Here is a 16,166-nt window from a genome sequence, read left to right as displayed (position 1 = left end):
ATAGGTGCAATAAGTCTACAGCGCCGCTGCACATACCTATAAGCCATCCACGTACTTCTTATGGGGATACAGGCTGCTCCTGTGGCGCTCTCTGTACCAACGCTTTGCCCAGAAACTGCCGTGTCCGTTCTTCCTTCGGATTGGTGAAAAACTGCTCCACGGGTCCCTGCTCCACGATCACGCCATGCTCCATCAGCACAACCCGATCCGCTACATCTCTCGCAAAACCAAGCTCATGCGTGACAATAATCATCGTATTGCCTTCACTCGCCACCTTTTGAATCACGGACAGCACTTCATCCACCAGTTCAGGATCAAGTGAAGATGTCGGTTCATCGAACAACAACACCTGCGGATTTAGTGCCAAAGCACGGGCAATCGCAACTCGCTGCTGCTGTCCACCCGAAAGCTGGGCAGGATAGTAAGTCATACGATCCTTTAACCCGACCTTTTCCAGAATGCCTTCACTGATCTCCCTCGCCTGCTTACGATCCAGCTTTTTCACACTGGTCAGACCAATCATCACATTGTGGAGTGCATTCAAATTTTTAAACAACTGATATTGCTGAAATACCATGGCCGTTGCCATCCGTAGTCCGAGAATGTCCTTTTTTCCCGCCTTGGCCGCGTCTACCTTTACACCGTCGATTTCAATGACACCACTGGTCGGCTGTTCCAAAAAATTAATGCTGCGCAGCAGCGTGGACTTCCCCGATCCGCTTGGGCCCAGGATCACCACGACTTCTCCCTTGCCTACCGTTAGGTCTATGCCCTTCAACACGTGATGCTGTCCAAAATGCTTATGAATTTGATGAAGTTGAATCATACCCTTACTCACTTCTTTCGTAAATTCGAATACGCTTCTCCAGCACGACAAGCCCGCGCTCAATAATAATACACACCAACCAGTAAATCAGAGACACCGCAACATATACCTCAAAAAAAGCCAACGCCCGCGCGCCCATAATTTTAGCCTGTCCCATCATATCGACGACACCAATCATAAAAATAAAAGACGTATCCTTCACCGTACTGATCAGCGTGTTTCCCAAATTGGGCAAAGCCACCGTCAACGCCTGCGGCAGTACAATTTTGAGCATAATTTGTGTTTGGCTCATACCAATGGAATTAGCAGCCTCAAATTGTCCCCGATCGACCGAATGAATCGCCGCCCGAAATGTCTCCGACAGGTATCCCCCGAGGTTCAATGAAAATGAGAGCAACGCAAACAGCTCGGGCGGAATGACATAGACATTGAACTGCTGTAAGAATCCATATTCGCTCTGAAAATAATACAAAAACTTGGGTATTCCGTAATATACGAGAAACAGCTGCACAATGAGCGGTGTTCCCCGAATGTACGAGACATACAACGTAGATAACGGTGCCAAGACAGGCACCTTGTATATCCGGATTAAGGCCGTAGCTAACCCGATGATCCCACCCAGCAGCATGGACACAAACGCAATCCATAAGGTCACGGGGAGATACTCGACGATCTGGGGAAGGCTTTTCAGCATATAATCAAGATCAAACAGCTTTTCCATAGGAACCCCACTTTATCCTTTACATTGTTATTACTGAGGAATAAATTCCCCGCCTGTCCACTGTTCAGACAATTTTTTCAGTGTTCCGTCCGTTTTCAGCTCTTTAATAATCGGGTCGATTTTAGCTTTCAGCTCTTCGCCCTGCTTATCCTTTTTGAACACCAGGTTAATGTTATCGCTTTGCACCGGCTCGCCCACAGCTTCCACCTGCAAGCCTTCCTTCTTGATCGTTGCTGCCGCCATAACTGGATCATTCACATAAGCGTCCACTCGACCATTTTGCACGTCTTGAAGGTTATCGGACGAAGTACCTGTATCATTGTACTTCAAAATAATTTTATTCCCGTTCTCCGCATTATACTGTTCCAGCAACTGTGTGTAGGAGTCGCCTACCGAGGCTGCTACCTTCTTGCCTTCCAAATCCTTGAGGGAATGAATATCCGTTCTACCCTTTTTCACAATAATAACCGACTGAGCCGAGAAATAGGACTCATCCGAGAACAAATACTTTTTCTCACGGTCAGGATTTTTGGCAACTTCATCTGCGATCATCTGAACTTTATTTGAATCCAGTGCAAGGAATATCGCATCCCAGCCCGAAGGTACAAATTCAATCTTATAGCCGTCCAGCTTCTTGTCGATCTCCTTGACTACTTCCACATCGTATCCGGTCAGCTCGTTTTTATCATTCGTAAAAGCAAACGGCGGGTAGTCATTTTGTGTGCCGACATAGATGACCTTATCCCCCGATGCCGCATCCTTCGAGGAACATCCACTCAAGGCACCCGTTAATAACACAAGAGATAGGCTAATCGCTGCTACCAAAGCAGATTTCTTCATATTATGACATCCCCTTTTTAATATCCAAGTAATTTACTATGATTTTATATTATAACGGGTTATTCAAATAATACAACAAGTAAATTTCATATTGATTATTTAGCTATATGTTGCACAAAAAAAGGACCCTTGCGGGTCCACTGTTATCCATGAAGCGAAAAACGCTCTGCTGGATGTTCCGGCAAAATGGACGAGATCAACCGTCGTACAGCCGGATGATCAGATTCAAAAATATGATCCTTCTCATCACAGCGCTCGATCAATCTCCCCTGCTCCATCACAGCAAGGCCATCGCAGACGGCGTATGCCGCCCGAATATCATGCGTGATGAACAGATATGACAATCCAAACGAAGATTTCAGTTCTCCCAGCAGGGATAAAATGTGCATCTGGTGAACCATATCGAGGCTGCTGACGGACTCATCCAGCACGATCAGCTTTGGTTTGAGCGCAATCGCCCGTGCAATATTAATCCGCTGCAATTGTCCCCCGCTGAATTGATGCGGATATTTAATCCGATCCTCTGGCTTGAGACCAACCCGTTCCAGCAGACTTTCGACCGTTCTTTTTTGTTCCTGCACCGATAACCGTTCGTAATTGTCCAAAGGCTCCCCAATAATCTGCCCGGCGGTCATTCGGGGGTTTACAGCAGAGTAGCAGTCCTGAAATACGACCTGCATATCCCGTCGCAGTCCCCTGCGGACTTGGGGGCTCGCATTATAAATGTCCTGTCCCTGGAACAGCACCTGACCCTCCTGTGGCTTCTCCAACCCCAGAATAACCTTGCCCAGCGTGCTTTTACCGGCTCCACTGGTTCCAAGTAAGCCTAGGCAAAACCCACTCTCTATAGTAAGCGAAACGTTAGCCAACACAGGGGGGCGTGGTTCAGAGCGGCCCAGCCATTTGCGCCTTCCATAGCTATGAGTTACTTTCTTCACTTGTAGCATGCGCATTCGCTCCCCTTTTGAAAGTGTAACTATCGAACAAGCGACTAACCACCTACCTGATTCATGCTCCGAATAGACAACTTGGGCCTGACATGCAGCAGCATTTTCGTATATTCATCCTGCGGGTGATCGAACAACTGATGGACCTCAGCCTGCTCAACAATACGACCCTGCTGCATGACAGCCACTTCATCCGCCAATTGGGAAATGACGCCCAAATCATGCGAGATCAGCAAAATGGACGTATTGTATTCCGTACGCAAGCGATCCAGCTCTCTTAGCACCTGTAGCTGATTAACGACATCAAGCGCCGTCGTTGGTTCATCGGCAATAACCACTGCTGGCCGCAGACACATGGAGATGGCGATCATGACTCGTTGCAGCATCCCGCCGCTCAACTGAAACGAATAACGCTTCATCAGCTTGGCTGGATCGGGCAGATTCATATTTTCCAGAGCCGTTATGGCAAGTTCACGGGCCTGTCGTTTGGTTAATCCGGTGTGCGTACGGACCGTTTCCATAAACTGAGCTCCAATCGTATACACTGGCGTAAAGGCACTCATCGGATTTTGCATAATAAACGCGATTTCCTTGCCTCGAATACGGCGCATCTCCTCGGCCGCCATTCCGTTCAGCTCACGCCCGTTTAGACGGACACTTCCTTCTATATCCATCGTCTGGCGATCCAGCAATTGGAGCAACGCTTTACAAGTCACGGTTTTGCCGCTTCCACTCTCGCCGACAAGACCCAGAACTTGTCCCCTTCTCAGCTCAAAATGAGTCGGCTCCAGCAGAGACACCGTCCCTGCATCGGTTTTGAGCTTCACCTGTAAGCCGCTGACCTCCAGAACATTGGATTTCGCCCTGTCGTCCATCGTTGTAACTCACTCCTGTTTTACTGACGTTTGGCAATTCCGTATCGGTCGGACAGCGCCTCCCCCAATATATTGAAGGCCATCACCACCACCAGAATCGTGACCCCCGGATAGATCATTAATTCCGGATGACTGCGGATGTATCCCGTTCCCTCATGAATCATCGCTCCCCATTCGGGGGTCGGCGGCTGAATGCCTAGACCAAGGAATGACAACGCGGAAATATCCATGATCGCCCAGCCCATTTCCAGCGTACCAATGACCACAATCGGCCGCAGCACGTTCGGAATAATATGCCGCCGGATAATGGCCCCTGAGGAGGACCCGCTAATCCTTGCGGCAGCTATAAAATTTCGTTCTTTCAGACTGACGACCATATTACGGCACATTCTGGCATAATACACCCACTGCACCATCATCAAGGCAAGCAGTACCTGCATGAGGCCCGGTCCAAAAATACCGACAATGCCCAGCACAAGCACCAAATTCGGAAACGCCATAATACCTTCACAAAACCGCATCAGCACACTATCGACCCAGCCGCCCACATAACCCGCAAGCGACCCGACCACAACGCCGATGCTAAGCGAGGACAGGAAAATTAATGTTGCAAATCCTAGCGAAATCCGCGCTCCATACAGCAATCGGGATAAATTGCACCGACCCAAATGATCGGTTCCCAGCCAGTATTCTTTGGAAGGTCCCTCCAGCTTGTGCAGTAAATTGACTTTAACCGGATCATGGGGAGCCAGCCAAGGAGCTAGCGCCATAATGATAAAAAGAGCAGCCAGTACGACAGAGCAGACCACGATTACCTTTTGACCTTTGAACATTGTACGCAACCTTATCATCACTGCTCTGCTCGTCCCTTCGATGAAATTCGGGGGTCCATATACAAATGCACCAGATCAACGAGCAAATTGCATACGATGAACAGGCATGCCGCCAAAAACACATAGCATTGTATGACGGGAATATCCCGGTTAAAAATCGCCTCCACAAAATACCGGCCAAACCCGGGCCATGAAAACACCTGCTCCACAATAATTGTTCCGGTCAGAAGCTTGCCCAGATTCATACCCATACTTGTTATCAGTGGAGCAATGGCAATTTTCAGTACATGCTTGAGCATGATCACCCGCTCACGGATTCCTCTAGTTCTGGCATACTGCACATACGTTTCCTGAAGCTGCTCCAACACACTGGAACGCAGCAGGCGCGTATATAAAGCAATCAGAACCAGCGACAGAGTCAACGTGGGCAGCACCAGATGCTGCCACGTTCCTCGCCCCTCTACAGGGAGCCAATCCAATCGGACAGAGAAAAAGAAGATTAACAAATATCCCAGCCAGAACTGGGGAATAGACGCCCCAAAATATGAAATCCCTCGACTAAGCATGTCGATCCAGCCATTTTTACGCATCGCCGCCAGCACGCCCAGCGGAATACTCACCACAATAGATAGCACCATACTGCTCACAGCCAATTCAAAAGTGGCGGGCAGCCGAACCTTGACCTCATCCCATACCGGCTTGTTGGTCAGATACGAAGTACCAAAGTCCAATTGACTGATTCCTTGAAGTGTATGCATATACTGCGTCAGCAAAGGCTGATCCAGCCCGAACTCATGTCTTTTCTGCTCCAGAATCTCTGGAGTAGGATAAATATGAGCAGCCGTCAAATAGGCCTCGGCCGGATCAACTGGTGAAATATGAATCAGTGCAAAGGTAACGAGGGTGGCAAAGAGAACAATAGGAATGACCGCTACCATTCGCTTCCCGATATAGCTGATCATGAGTTGTCCTCCTATCCTGTAAACGAACGTTACCCTTCGGTTTTAACTACTTCCCGATTTCAATCCCACCAAACGGATTTTCATCCCGATTGGCCGGGAATACAAAGTTCGTAATCTTTTTCTGATACACTGCCGTTTTCTTAATATACGAAATAGGCACAATGGCAGATTGCTCCTGAAGGGTCTTCAGAATCGAAGCATACAGCTCTTGACGCTTGGTTTCATCTGTCGATGAAAGTGCTTCGTGTACCTGCTGATCCAGATCTTTCTTCATCGGAAGGGCGCTCAGCGTCTCGGAAATTCCGAAGCTCTTCTTGGCAATGACGTTAATAAAGGAATGCGGATCATAAGGCGCACCGTAGTTATACCAGAAGTACAGATCAAACTGGTTGGATCTAAGGCGCTTAACTTGAACCGTCAGCTCCAGTCCAGTCAGGTTCACTTTGACACCCAGTTCTCCCCATTCGGCCTGAATGGTTTCAGCCATCGCCTTTTGGATCGGATCGGTTTTATCAAAAATCAGCTCAAAATCCAGCTGTTGTCCGTCTTTTTCCCGTACTGTACCGCCTGCGGGCAGCTTCCAGCCAGCCTCATCCAGCAACGCTTTGGATTTTTCCACATCATAGCCAACAGGCTGTAGGTTTACATTCGTATACGGATAGTTTTTGGATAAAACCGTATCCGCTTTTTCCTCCAGCCCTGAAGTCACACCTTCCACCATTGCCTGCTTGTTAAAGCCATGCTGGAGTGCCAGACGTACCCGAAGGTCTGCCAGCTTGGGATTGGACGAGTTGAGCAACAGACTTCTTGTTCCGACAGGCTCGGACAGCGTGGTAACATACTGATTCGTGTCACGAAGCTGTTTGAAGGCATCCAGACTAATGACACCCTCTCCATAGATCAGATCCAGGTCGCCTTTTTCAAAGGCCATCACACGGGTTTCGCCATCGGGAATGATTTTTACCGTAATTTTATCCACCTTCGGTGCAGTACCCCAATAGTTCGGATTACGCTTAAAGGTTGCATACTCATCTTGCTTGTATTCATCCAGCATCCAAGGTCCTGTACCTACAGGTTTCTTGATTCCTTTGGACGTATCTCCATCATCCGGGAACCCGGCTTCACCCAGAAAACGGAACGGACGAACAACAGACAAATCCTGAAGCACTGGGTAGTATGGCTCTTTGAGCGTCATTCGGAAAGTGCTGTCATCTACAGCTTCAGTTTTGTCGAGAACGCCTACTATACCAAGCCAGCTGTGTGTTTTCTCATTTTTCATGATAGCGTCAAAGTTCTTTTTGACAATGGCCGCATTAAATAGCGTTCCATCCGAAAATTTCACACCTTTGCGCAGCTTAAACGTATATATTTTTCCGTCCTTGGAAATAGTCCAGGATTCAGCCAAAGCAGGCTCCAGCCTGCCTCCTTGCTTGTAGCTGACTAACGGCTCATAAACCATGGATTGTGCAAAAAGTTGGGAAGGATTGTATACATGAGGATTCATCGTGCCAATGTCACGCGGCCACGATAGCGTGATCGACTTTTCATTGGCAGCTCCGTCAGTAGAGGTGGAAGCAGGTGTGTTCTCCTGCTTTGCGCAGCCCAAAACAACAGATAATAAGAGGAGCGCCACCAACATAAGGGTAGCAGTCTTGCGGTGTCGAACGGACATCAATGTATTTCCCCTTTTCTATATATGTGATAATGATTATCATAATCATATTTAGAATAGGTATCACGCTCAATTTTGTCAACACTATTCGACAAGCAACCCTCTTATTTCTTTTGAATTTGTAGAATGAGGATTTTGAAAAATCCTAAACTTATGGCTTAATTCGCCAACGTTTGAAATAGAGTACGCGTGTACTCATGCTGTAACAAGTCTTCATCCCATTCCCTAAATATTTCCACAATCTCCCCCTGAACCATGACGGCAACCCGGTCACAAAACTGACGAGTAGATGGGAGATCGTGAGTGATAAATAGGTAGGACAACTGACGTTCCACCTGCATTCTCTTGAGCATGTCCAGTACAGAAGACTGCGTTGTCGTATCCAGATTGGCGATCGATTCATCGAACAAGATAATATTTGGCTCCACCGCCAAAGCTCGGGCAATACATACCCGCTGCTTTTGCCCGCCACTCAGCTGAGCTGGGTATTTTTCCAGACTGTCAGCCTCTAATCCTACCGATTCCAATAGAGACAGACAAATATCCAGCGCCTGCGCTTTTCGCTCAGGGAAATAGTTGTGGATTGGCTCCATTAAAATATCTCGAATGGTCATACGGGGATGTAGCGAGGAGGACGAATCCTGTGCAACCAACTGGATTCGCTTGTACAGCTGAACATCCTTCATCTTTCCGGTGTGAATGGGCTGTTCATCCAGCCAAATCTCTCCTGAGGTCAACGACTCCAGCCCCAGAATACATTGTGCCAGCGTGCTTTTGCCACTTCCACTTTCTCCAACCAGTCCAAGACATTCTCCTTGTCGTATCTCCAGACTCACCTTCTTCACGGCCTGTTCGCTATCTTGCGTGCTGAACCAACCTTTTCTCCGTTTGCGGACAGGGTATGCTTTGGTCACATTCTTCAATTCCAGCATCACTGGTGCATCCTTCCTTCCGGGCTCATCTCCAACACTCGATCTGCTATGCGACTCATACCCTGGCGATCATGTGAGATCAACAATATGGTGAGATCAAAGTCTTCTCTCAACTGTCGCAGCAATGCCAAGACCTTGTCGCGGTTGATCACATCCAGCGCCGTAGTAGGCTCGTCGGCAATAAAGAGGCTCGGACCGGAGCTTAGCATGGCAGCCAGCAGCACCCTTTGACACATGCCTCCGCTTAGTTCAAAAGGATACGACGACAAAATATGCTCAGGATCTTCAAACCCTACCTTGCAGAGCAGAGAGCGCAAATAGGCCTCCCGCACTGGATTAGCGCCTCCTCTGGCTATCTCCGAGACACGGCTCAGCATCTGCCGTATCCGTGGCAGCACGCCCAGTGGGTGGACTTGCTGCGGTGCATTGTGGGATAATGCAGCACCAGCGTGCTCCGGCTCCATCTGGTCATGCGGCATCCAACGCCGCCCGTGCAGTCTAAGCGTATCCATCAGCTGGGCGCGGACAGTCCGGATTGGGTTTAACCCGCTCAGCGATTGTTGAATGAGCAGGGCAATATCCTCTCGTCGCAGCCTTTGCCAGCGCCGTTCCTGGAACGGGAGAATGTCTTCCCCGTTATAGTAGATACGCCCATGCGTAACACCGATACCTGGCTCCAGCATGCCTGCGATTGCGTGTGCGGTCAGGCTCTTGCCGCATCCGCTCGGTCCGGTCAGGGCCACAATCTCCCCTGAATATATGGAAAAGCTCACATCACGCAGCAGTGGTTTGCTCCCACTTCTGCTTGCTCCTGCGCCTGTGCGGCAGATTTCCAAATGTTCCACGTGTAACAACGGTTTTCGACCTGCCACTTGTTCTATCGTATCCTTGCCCCCAAGGGCTGTTTGATCCTCCACTATTTGGCCGCCTCCTTTTCCGAAAAACGGTCGCCCAAAAGCTGGCAGGCAAGTACGAATAGCATAATCGCCAAGCCTGGGAAAATTATGACATGCGGAGCCACCTGAAAATATGAGGTGGCATCATGCAGCATCACGCCCCATTCTGGCCTGGGCGGCTGTACACCCAGTCCAAGAAAGGACAGCCCAGCGATCATCAGCACCACGCGTCCGATATCCCATATCGCATAAACCAACAACTGCGGCAACGCTTGTGGCAATACATAACGGCTCAGTATACGTACGTGTGAATTGCCGGATAAACGGGCATACCGAACGTAGTCCTCCTGACAGGCTTTTTGAACCAGACTACGGATATATCGGACATAGCCCGCCCACCGTACCGCAATAATGGCAAGGGTCATGTTAACAAAACCCGGACCCAAAATACCGACAATCGCCACCGTTAAAATAATATCAGGAAAAGCCAGTACCCCGTCGATTCCTCGCATAACCAGCTGGTCCACGCGTCCGCGCACATAACCAATAAGCAACCCTATAGGCAGACTGAAGCACAACGTAGCTACAGTAATCGCACATGCGATTAGCACGCTCATCCGAATCCCGTAAATTAGCCGTGATAGCACATCCCGGCCCAGATGATCCGTACCGAAAGGATATTTCCGGCTGGGTGGTGCCAGACGGTTCAAAAGGTCCACTTGGAGAGGATCATGAGGAGCGACCCATGGAGCCAATAACCCAAGCAGCACGATCAGACCAAACAGTACGCCTCCTGCCAGCAAACTCCCTTGAAAGGAAAGCCGTATCTTTTTCATTTTCAGCTTCCTCCTTAACGCAAACGCAGCCTCGGATCTATCGCCGTCTGGACCACATCCACCAAACACTGAACTCCTACAATTAAAAATACGGCAAAAATAACATACCCCTGAATCACCGGATAATCTCGCTGTGTAATCGCATCTATAAAATACTTGCCCAACCCCGGCCATGAAAAAATGGTCTCTACAATCACATTACCTGCCAGCATAAATGATAGATTGGTACCTAGCAGTGTAATTATAGGCAGAACCGCATGCCTAAATATCTCAAAAAACAGGATATGCAAACGTGAAAAGCCTCGAGCCTTCGCTGCTTTCACAAAATTCCGGTCACCCAGCTCCAGCATTTGAGCGCGCAGTACGCGTGCTTGCACAGCTCCCAAACCTGCGCCAAGAGTCAGCGCTGGGAGCACTAGATGTGTCCAGCCCTCCCTTCCCATGGATGGGAGCCAGCCCAAGCGAACGGAGAATAGATAGATCAACAGAAAACCAAACCAAAAAGAGGGGATCGACGATCCCAGCAGGGCGAACAGCCTGCCCAGACGATCCAGTGGGCCGCTGATTTTTAGCGAGGCAGCCAGCCCCAGCCCCAGCGTAAGCACAGTCATGACGGCGAAGCCCGCAGCAGCTAGCTCCACAGTAGCAGGAAGTCTGTTCCACAGTTCGGCTAGCACCGACTCCTTGGATACATACGAAGTGCCCCAATGCCCTGTGAACACATCCCGCAGCCAGTTCACATATTGAATATGAAGCGGTTCGTTTAAGCCCAGTTCCTTTCGTAGCGTCGTCAACGCCTCCTCAGAGGCAGGGATATTATGCGCGGTGAGCAAAATGGTAGCAGGGTCTCCAGGGGCCAGCCGCATCAGTACAAAAGTCAGCGTGGATACAACGAATACAATAATGAGCAGCTGCGCCACACGTTCCAGTATAAAACGAATCATAGGATACGCAGCTCGTTATTCCGCAATATCGGATTGCGCTGTAATGTAGTAATACTCGATCGGATGGGGTGTAAAACCCTCCACCCCTTTTTTCACGCCAAACACATTATCAGGATGCACAATGAACGACTGTGGCAAATCCGTATTGATGATATCCAGCGCTTGTAGTGTCACAGCATTACGCTGCGCTGTATCCTTCGCCAGCTTCAAGCTGTTAAGAATACTCTCTAGCGGTTTGGAACTATAACGGCTTACATTGGCTTCGCTTTTCGAAGAATAAAACATGTCCATAAAATATTGCGGCTCTCCTGTATGAGCAGTAAGCATACTGTACATAGCAAAATCCCAATCGTTTTTGGTCAACGCCTCGTCAATATTTTCCACCTTGCGAATCTTGACCTGGATTCCCTCTTTCAGCAATTGGCTTTGGATGACCTCAGACATCACAGAGAGCTCCGGACGCTGAGGGAAAGTCAGCAGCGTAACCTCGAACGGCTTGCCTTGCTTAGTCCATGTCCCTTGGGCGTCCTTCTGCCAGCCATCCTTCGTCAACAGTTGCTCTGCCGTTCCGTCCAGCGCTTTACGCTCAACTTTACCGAAGGGAAGAATGCTCGGGAACGGGCTGCTTGCCTCCGTACCGAAGCCCCTCATGACGGCGCTCACAATCGATGCGCGTGGAATCAGGCTGTCCACCACCTTACGGTTCGCCGCATCCTTGAATACTGGCGATTCCATATTGTACACGATCATATGGGTGCGCAAGGACGGAGCCGACAGCACTTGTAGCCTGTCGTTCTTTTTCAGTACCTCTGCGTTATCAACCGGAATATCCGTCGCTACGTCCACCTCACCGGATTGCAGTGCCATCAGGCGCGAATTCCCGTCCGTAATGAACTTCATCGTCGCTTCAGCCAGTCGTGCCTTCTCGCCCCAGTATCCGTCATAACGCTCTACGACCAACGATTGGTCCTTGTTGAACGCTTTGATTTTAAAGGCGCCTGTCATCGCTGGGTAACTCTGTTCATCTTTCATCGATGCCACATCCAGTACAATCGTCGATGGATCAGCTAGATTAGACACCAACGCCGCATTCGGCTGGTTTGTCGTGATCTTCAAGGCCAGCGGGCCGCTTACATCAATGGACTTCACATTCAGTAAATCCTTCGCCAGATGGCTTTTCTCAATAGAGCGTAACAAAGACGCTTTTACACTTGCTGCATCCATACTTTTTCCATTATGAAAAGTGACTTTATCCTGCAAGCTGAACGTCCAAACTGTAGGGCTATCCTGCTTCCACTCCTTTGCCAGCCAAGCCACAGGCTCCAGCTTTTCATTCAAACGTACCAGTGTCTCACCTGCACCGGATCGCATCACATCCCAGCTATTATCTCCATGCGGGTCAACGCCTGACGGTTTCCATGTATACGCCATTACCAGCTTTTTATCTGTCGCTGTTTGTTGTGCTGACGCGTTTTCACCCTTGCCGGAGCTATCCGACGTCCTATTGCTGGCACATCCCGAAAGAGCCATAACTGCCAGCAGCAGCATCACCCCTGTACATATCAACCATGAACGCCTACTACGACTGCTTATCATTCGATGAATCCCCCTCTATCTTGTAAAATCGCATAAACCTAACGCAAAACGCGAAAAAAGCATTCCAGACCACTTAATTAGCAGTCAGAAATGCCTTCAATATAAAATGTCAGAACTCACCTCGAAGCCAACTCCAAAAACATAGAAGGGATCAGATCGGTTTCAGACATTCCGTATGCAGCACGCCTAACCACCTCCCCAGCATCCCGTGGGTCTGACAGTGATGTCAAAACAGGCAGGTCTCCTGACTCCAGGCGTATCTTTCAGGCCTTCCCGGTTCTTCACAATTCCAGTGGCTGTTCTGAAAGCTCCAGCAGTATCCTGCTGATGCCTGTATACAGTGGCGGGCCCGTGTCGGAATCAACCGAACTTCCCTTTTAAGTGAACATGCTCAACAACTATGTACATCGTCTCTACGAAACCCCATACATAGAGTTGTCCGGCTCACACCTGTTTTCTTCCTTTATTTCTTTTCATTACGATCTTATTTTGTTGTCACAGGCTTGTCAATAAAGGCTGCACAATAATTTAAATTTGAACGATAAGGTAGAAACAAGACATAACCTCCAATTGCGTGCACGCAATTGAAGTGTTAAAATTAGGTATAGAGTAAACCACCGTGTCCGTATACTAAAAAGAGTCTTCGCCGCGCCAACGGCAAAGACTCTTAGGACTTGAAAGGCTGTGGATCACCACCACGGCGCGCTGCATAACTAAATGTCAATGCAAACGAAACCCACCGTTAGGGGCCAACCTAATTACGCGGTGGGTTTTCGCTTGTTCCGAAATTTTCGACGTAGCCAGCGATAAAGTTTACGAATACTAAACGCCAGGCTTAGTAACGTAACCATCCAACGCAACACATCGTAGCACGACACAAGGTTGACCATCGGCTTCACCCCCTTTCGGGAAGCTGCACCGTGGTCCGAAAACATCCACCACTATTCAAAATCCATAAGGTAAATTATACCATGATATCACCCATCACTCTAGCAAATTGTTCTAGTAGATTAATAAGCTCCTAATGTTCATTTGGAGAACTCCTTTAGCTTCTTACTCCTACTGGACTATCAAATCTGCTGTTATAAAACTGTCATTAAATGTCGTATATGTCAGGTTAATGAACTCTTGCTTATAAAAATATAGATAAATATATTCATATATTCCATTAAAAGGTTGACATAGTATGTGAGCTCATTTATGCTATCTATGGATTTACAAATTTTTCAAGGAGGCGCTTTGTATGAAAGTAAAGTATCTACCACAAGCTTTTCTAGCTGTAACGCTACTCATTTCTTGGGGAGTCGTCAGTCCAGCAATCTCTCATGCTGAGAAAGGGGAAAAAATCCCTGACCAAATGTTGGCGGGTACAATCATCCAATATGACGAGAACAATAACATGGTTGTATTGGAAAAAGGAACTCCTGTACCTGAACCACAAAAATCTCTAGCTGCTGTTGCTCCACTTACTGCTGAACAACAAATTGAGCTACAAAAAGAAGAGGCACTAATTAAGGAAATCAAAGAAGAAGCCAAATCACTGCCGGTATATCATATTGACAACCCTGAACCTCAGCCTGGTTTAAAAGTAATTTATGATGGTGAAGGTTACATCAAAGATATTATCTTACCTGATCAAAAGGAAAATGCGATTACAACTAATAGTGTTTCACTTCAGGCATTACCACGCGGTACACGCAAAGCACCTGGGACTTATACATACGGAGCGCATAATAATGAAATTGTCATTACCGGAACTTCGAATGGCAAGGTTCAAGGCACAGGTAGAGGGACAAATTTTACGGACTCAACTGGTGAGAATTCCAATTCACTAAAAAGAGGCGACTGTGCAACAAAAGGGGCTATTGATAACCCTGAGTTTGGAACAAAAATCTCCGTAAGAAATATTGACAACAATAATGTCCATGATTTCACTAAGGCTGACAATGGGAGTCTGCCAGATGCTGTTGTTGATATTTGGAAAACAGGTGTACAGGATTTGGGCTTGACATGGAGTTCGTCTCTCTCATTTTCGGGGCGATATTTTTATACGTTCTAATTTCTTCATGTGAAACAAGGATAGGGCCTACACCCTGTCCTTTTCCCTTTTTTCTTAACATAATCGATTTAGTAAATTTCTCATCTTTAGAAAGGATGTTCGCTTTTGAAAACAAGCAGCTTTCGCTTCATTATAATTTACTTGCTCGTTCCAACTCTATTGTCTGCCTGCTCACCATCTTCTGCTCCATCAACGCAATCAGTCCCATATAAAGAAGTTCTATCAGGAAAAAAAACAGTTCCTTCAGAACAAGGCCAATATCTATCCATGACCTATACAGAATATGTGAATGGGAAAAATACAGATAAAGGTATGGTTATGCGAGTCATGACATATGACTTAAGCAGTAAAAAAATGACCAAACTGGCCGATGTTCCTTATACCTCTCAATACCCGCTTTCCCTGGTGTCCTTACCTGATCACAAAATTTATTACTCTGCCGATGTGGATGATAAGGGAGACCAACTATTTTCGTACGACTTAAATTCAAAAAAAACTGAACAATTATCCGATAATTTATTTGCCATTAATCGTATAGTGCCAACTACTCCAGAAGGTCCACTTATACTAGCTGCAGTCAAAAAAGGAGAGCGTACACTTAAAACAATTTTCTACAATAAATCGACTCATACAATGCAGTTCTTACATGATGAAAACCAAGATAAACACACCTGGTCTATAGCCTATAATCCGGCAAAAAAAACAATTTATACTACACAGTTTTCAGAGAAAGAGCAAGATAAACGGTCAGATATTGCGTCAAAAAACAATACTTTTACTATGCCAGCAAGCTACAAGGTTACAGAGATCAACAACGCCACTAAACAAGAGCGGTCTGTCATTACACTAAAGAACGAACAAATCTTATCAATGTCCAGCAGTAATGATCAGTTGCTCCTAGTAACTGCCCGTTTCATTAATCACGGCAACCCCGAGTATAGCCTTGTTGATATTGCGACTGGAAAACGCACCAAATTAGAGCTACCCATTTCATCCCGCAGCTTTATCTATATGTCCCCAGACGGCAAGGGGATCTACTATTTAGGCAGCGCCTCTCAGAAAAATCAGGAGGAAGGACGCGGCGTGTACTATTATGACTTTACTTCGAAAATCCAAACCCCGATCTTTATACAGGAAGAGGGTTTCATCAATAACTTCATGCTGCTTAATAAATAACCCATTCTGGGTAACTCCATGCCAAAAAGCCGGAAAGAAGCTTACGCTTTC

The 16,166-nt window shown here is 47.6% G+C and carries 15 protein-coding genes and 1 riboswitch; of the genes, 2 read left to right on the top strand and 13 right to left on the bottom strand.

The window, feature by feature from the left end:
• Positions 1 to 58: 58 nt before the first annotated feature.
• The 13 genes from ACEN8J_RS23270 to ACEN8J_RS23210 all read right to left on the bottom strand — a co-directional run bounded on the left by ACEN8J_RS23270 (position 59) and on the right by ACEN8J_RS23210 (position 12,880).
• Positions 59 to 826, bottom strand: coding sequence for an amino acid ABC transporter ATP-binding protein (locus tag ACEN8J_RS23270; protein WP_029518797.1), 768 nt, complete (start codon positions 824 to 826; stop codon positions 59 to 61).
• Positions 827 to 830: 4 nt separating this feature from the next.
• Entirely contained in the window at positions 831 to 1,547 is a 717-nt protein-coding gene (locus ACEN8J_RS23265; RefSeq protein WP_013312615.1) for an amino acid ABC transporter permease, read from the bottom strand.
• A 30-nt stretch (positions 1,548 to 1,577) separates the two neighbouring features.
• Positions 1,578 to 2,387, bottom strand: a complete 810-nt coding sequence (locus ACEN8J_RS23260; protein WP_495594018.1) for a transporter substrate-binding domain-containing protein — start codon at positions 2,385 to 2,387, stop codon at positions 1,578 to 1,580.
• Between the two features lie 143 nt (positions 2,388 to 2,530).
• Positions 2,531 to 3,340 (bottom strand): nickel import ATP-binding protein NikE, encoded by an 810-nt coding sequence (nikE, locus tag ACEN8J_RS23255; protein ID WP_495594017.1) that lies wholly within the window; start codon positions 3,338 to 3,340, stop codon positions 2,531 to 2,533.
• Between the two features lie 38 nt (positions 3,341 to 3,378).
• On the bottom strand, positions 3,379 to 4,209 hold the full coding sequence (locus tag ACEN8J_RS23250; RefSeq protein ID WP_495594016.1) for an ABC transporter ATP-binding protein: 831 nt from the start codon (positions 4,207 to 4,209) through the stop codon (positions 3,379 to 3,381).
• A gap of 20 nt (positions 4,210 to 4,229) precedes the next feature.
• On the bottom strand, positions 4,230 to 5,060 hold the full coding sequence (nikC, locus tag ACEN8J_RS23245) for a nickel ABC transporter permease subunit NikC (protein WP_495594564.1): 831 nt from the start codon (positions 5,058 to 5,060) through the stop codon (positions 4,230 to 4,232).
• Positions 5,060 to 6,004 (bottom strand): nickel ABC transporter permease subunit NikB, encoded by a 945-nt coding sequence (gene nikB / locus ACEN8J_RS23240; protein WP_495594015.1) that lies wholly within the window; start codon positions 6,002 to 6,004, stop codon positions 5,060 to 5,062. The genes nikC and nikB (ACEN8J_RS23240) overlap by 1 nt, the downstream gene beginning before the upstream one ends.
• A gap of 46 nt (positions 6,005 to 6,050) precedes the next feature.
• Positions 6,051 to 7,676 carry a nickel ABC transporter substrate-binding protein gene (gene nikA / locus ACEN8J_RS23235; protein WP_495594014.1) on the bottom strand — a complete coding sequence of 542 codons (1,626 nt, stop codon included), beginning with the start codon at positions 7,674 to 7,676 and terminating at the stop codon, positions 6,051 to 6,053.
• Between the two features lie 158 nt (positions 7,677 to 7,834).
• Positions 7,835 to 8,611: an ABC transporter ATP-binding protein gene (locus ACEN8J_RS23230; protein ID WP_318627747.1), complete on the bottom strand. Its 777-nt coding sequence runs from the start codon at positions 8,609 to 8,611 to the stop codon at positions 7,835 to 7,837.
• The gene (locus ACEN8J_RS23225; RefSeq protein ID WP_495594013.1) at positions 8,608 to 9,525 is read right to left on the bottom strand and encodes an ATP-binding cassette domain-containing protein; all 918 of its coding nucleotides are present in this window, start codon (positions 9,523 to 9,525) and stop codon (positions 8,608 to 8,610) included. The genes ACEN8J_RS23230 and ACEN8J_RS23225 overlap by 4 nt, the downstream gene beginning before the upstream one ends.
• The gene (locus tag ACEN8J_RS23220; RefSeq protein WP_341040315.1) at positions 9,525 to 10,340 is read right to left on the bottom strand and encodes an ABC transporter permease; all 816 of its coding nucleotides are present in this window, start codon (positions 10,338 to 10,340) and stop codon (positions 9,525 to 9,527) included. Before ACEN8J_RS23220 ends, ACEN8J_RS23225 begins: the two co-directional genes overlap by 1 nt.
• 14 nt (positions 10,341 to 10,354) lie before the next feature.
• Positions 10,355 to 11,284, bottom strand: a complete 930-nt coding sequence (gene nikB / locus ACEN8J_RS23215) for a nickel ABC transporter permease (protein ID WP_209947567.1) — start codon at positions 11,282 to 11,284, stop codon at positions 10,355 to 10,357.
• 15 nt (positions 11,285 to 11,299) lie between these two features.
• Complete coding sequence (locus ACEN8J_RS23210; protein WP_495594012.1) at positions 11,300 to 12,880, bottom strand: ABC transporter substrate-binding protein; 1,581 nt, start codon at positions 12,878 to 12,880, stop codon at positions 11,300 to 11,302.
• A 217-nt stretch (positions 12,881 to 13,097) separates the two neighbouring features.
• A riboswitch (cobalamin riboswitch) is annotated at positions 13,098 to 13,295 on the bottom strand.
• Positions 13,296 to 14,123: 828 nt separating this feature from the next.
• On the opposite strand from ACEN8J_RS23210, the gene ACEN8J_RS23205 reads away from it, so the two are divergent.
• Both ACEN8J_RS23205 and ACEN8J_RS23200 read left to right on the top strand, forming a co-directional pair.
• Positions 14,124 to 14,939 carry a hypothetical protein gene (locus tag ACEN8J_RS23205; protein ID WP_342425441.1) on the top strand — a complete coding sequence of 272 codons (816 nt, stop codon included), beginning with the start codon at positions 14,124 to 14,126 and terminating at the stop codon, positions 14,937 to 14,939.
• Between the two features lie 105 nt (positions 14,940 to 15,044).
• The gene (locus ACEN8J_RS23200; RefSeq protein WP_495594011.1) at positions 15,045 to 16,115 is read left to right on the top strand and encodes a hypothetical protein; all 1,071 of its coding nucleotides are present in this window, start codon (positions 15,045 to 15,047) and stop codon (positions 16,113 to 16,115) included.
• Positions 16,116 to 16,166: the final 51 nt, after the last annotated feature.

Source organism: Paenibacillus sp. Paensp38, assembly GCF_059491915.1.
This window is presented reverse-complemented; position numbering and strand designations above follow the sequence as displayed.

Coding starts and splice junctions, on each gene's coding strand:
- ACEN8J_RS23270 (WP_029518797.1), bottom strand. CDS start 826: ATGATTCAACTTCATCAAATTCATAAGCATTTTGGACAGCATCACGTG.
- ACEN8J_RS23265 (WP_013312615.1), bottom strand. CDS start 1,547: ATGGAAAAGCTGTTTGATCTTGATTATATGCTGAAAAGCCTTCCCCAG.
- ACEN8J_RS23260 (WP_495594018.1), bottom strand. CDS start 2,387: ATGAAGAAATCTGCTTTGGTAGCAGCGATTAGCCTATCTCTTGTGTTA.
- nikE (WP_495594017.1), bottom strand. CDS start 3,340: ATGCGCATGCTACAAGTGAAGAAAGTAACTCATAGCTATGGAAGGCGC.
- ACEN8J_RS23250 (WP_495594016.1), bottom strand. CDS start 4,209: ATGGACGACAGGGCGAAATCCAATGTTCTGGAGGTCAGCGGCTTACAG.
- nikC (WP_495594564.1), bottom strand. CDS start 5,060: ATGATAAGGTTGCGTACAATGTTCAAAGGTCAAAAGGTAATCGTGGTC.
- nikB (WP_495594015.1), bottom strand. CDS start 6,004: ATGATCAGCTATATCGGGAAGCGAATGGTAGCGGTCATTCCTATTGTT.
- nikA (WP_495594014.1), bottom strand. CDS start 7,676: ATGTCCGTTCGACACCGCAAGACTGCTACCCTTATGTTGGTGGCGCTC.
- ACEN8J_RS23220 (WP_341040315.1), bottom strand. CDS start 10,340: ATGAAAAAGATACGGCTTTCCTTTCAAGGGAGTTTGCTGGCAGGAGGC.
- nikB (WP_209947567.1), bottom strand. CDS start 11,284: ATGATTCGTTTTATACTGGAACGTGTGGCGCAGCTGCTCATTATTGTA.
- ACEN8J_RS23210 (WP_495594012.1), bottom strand. CDS start 12,880: ATGATAAGCAGTCGTAGTAGGCGTTCATGGTTGATATGTACAGGGGTG.
- ACEN8J_RS23205 (WP_342425441.1), top strand. CDS start 14,124: ATGAAAGTAAAGTATCTACCACAAGCTTTTCTAGCTGTAACGCTACTC.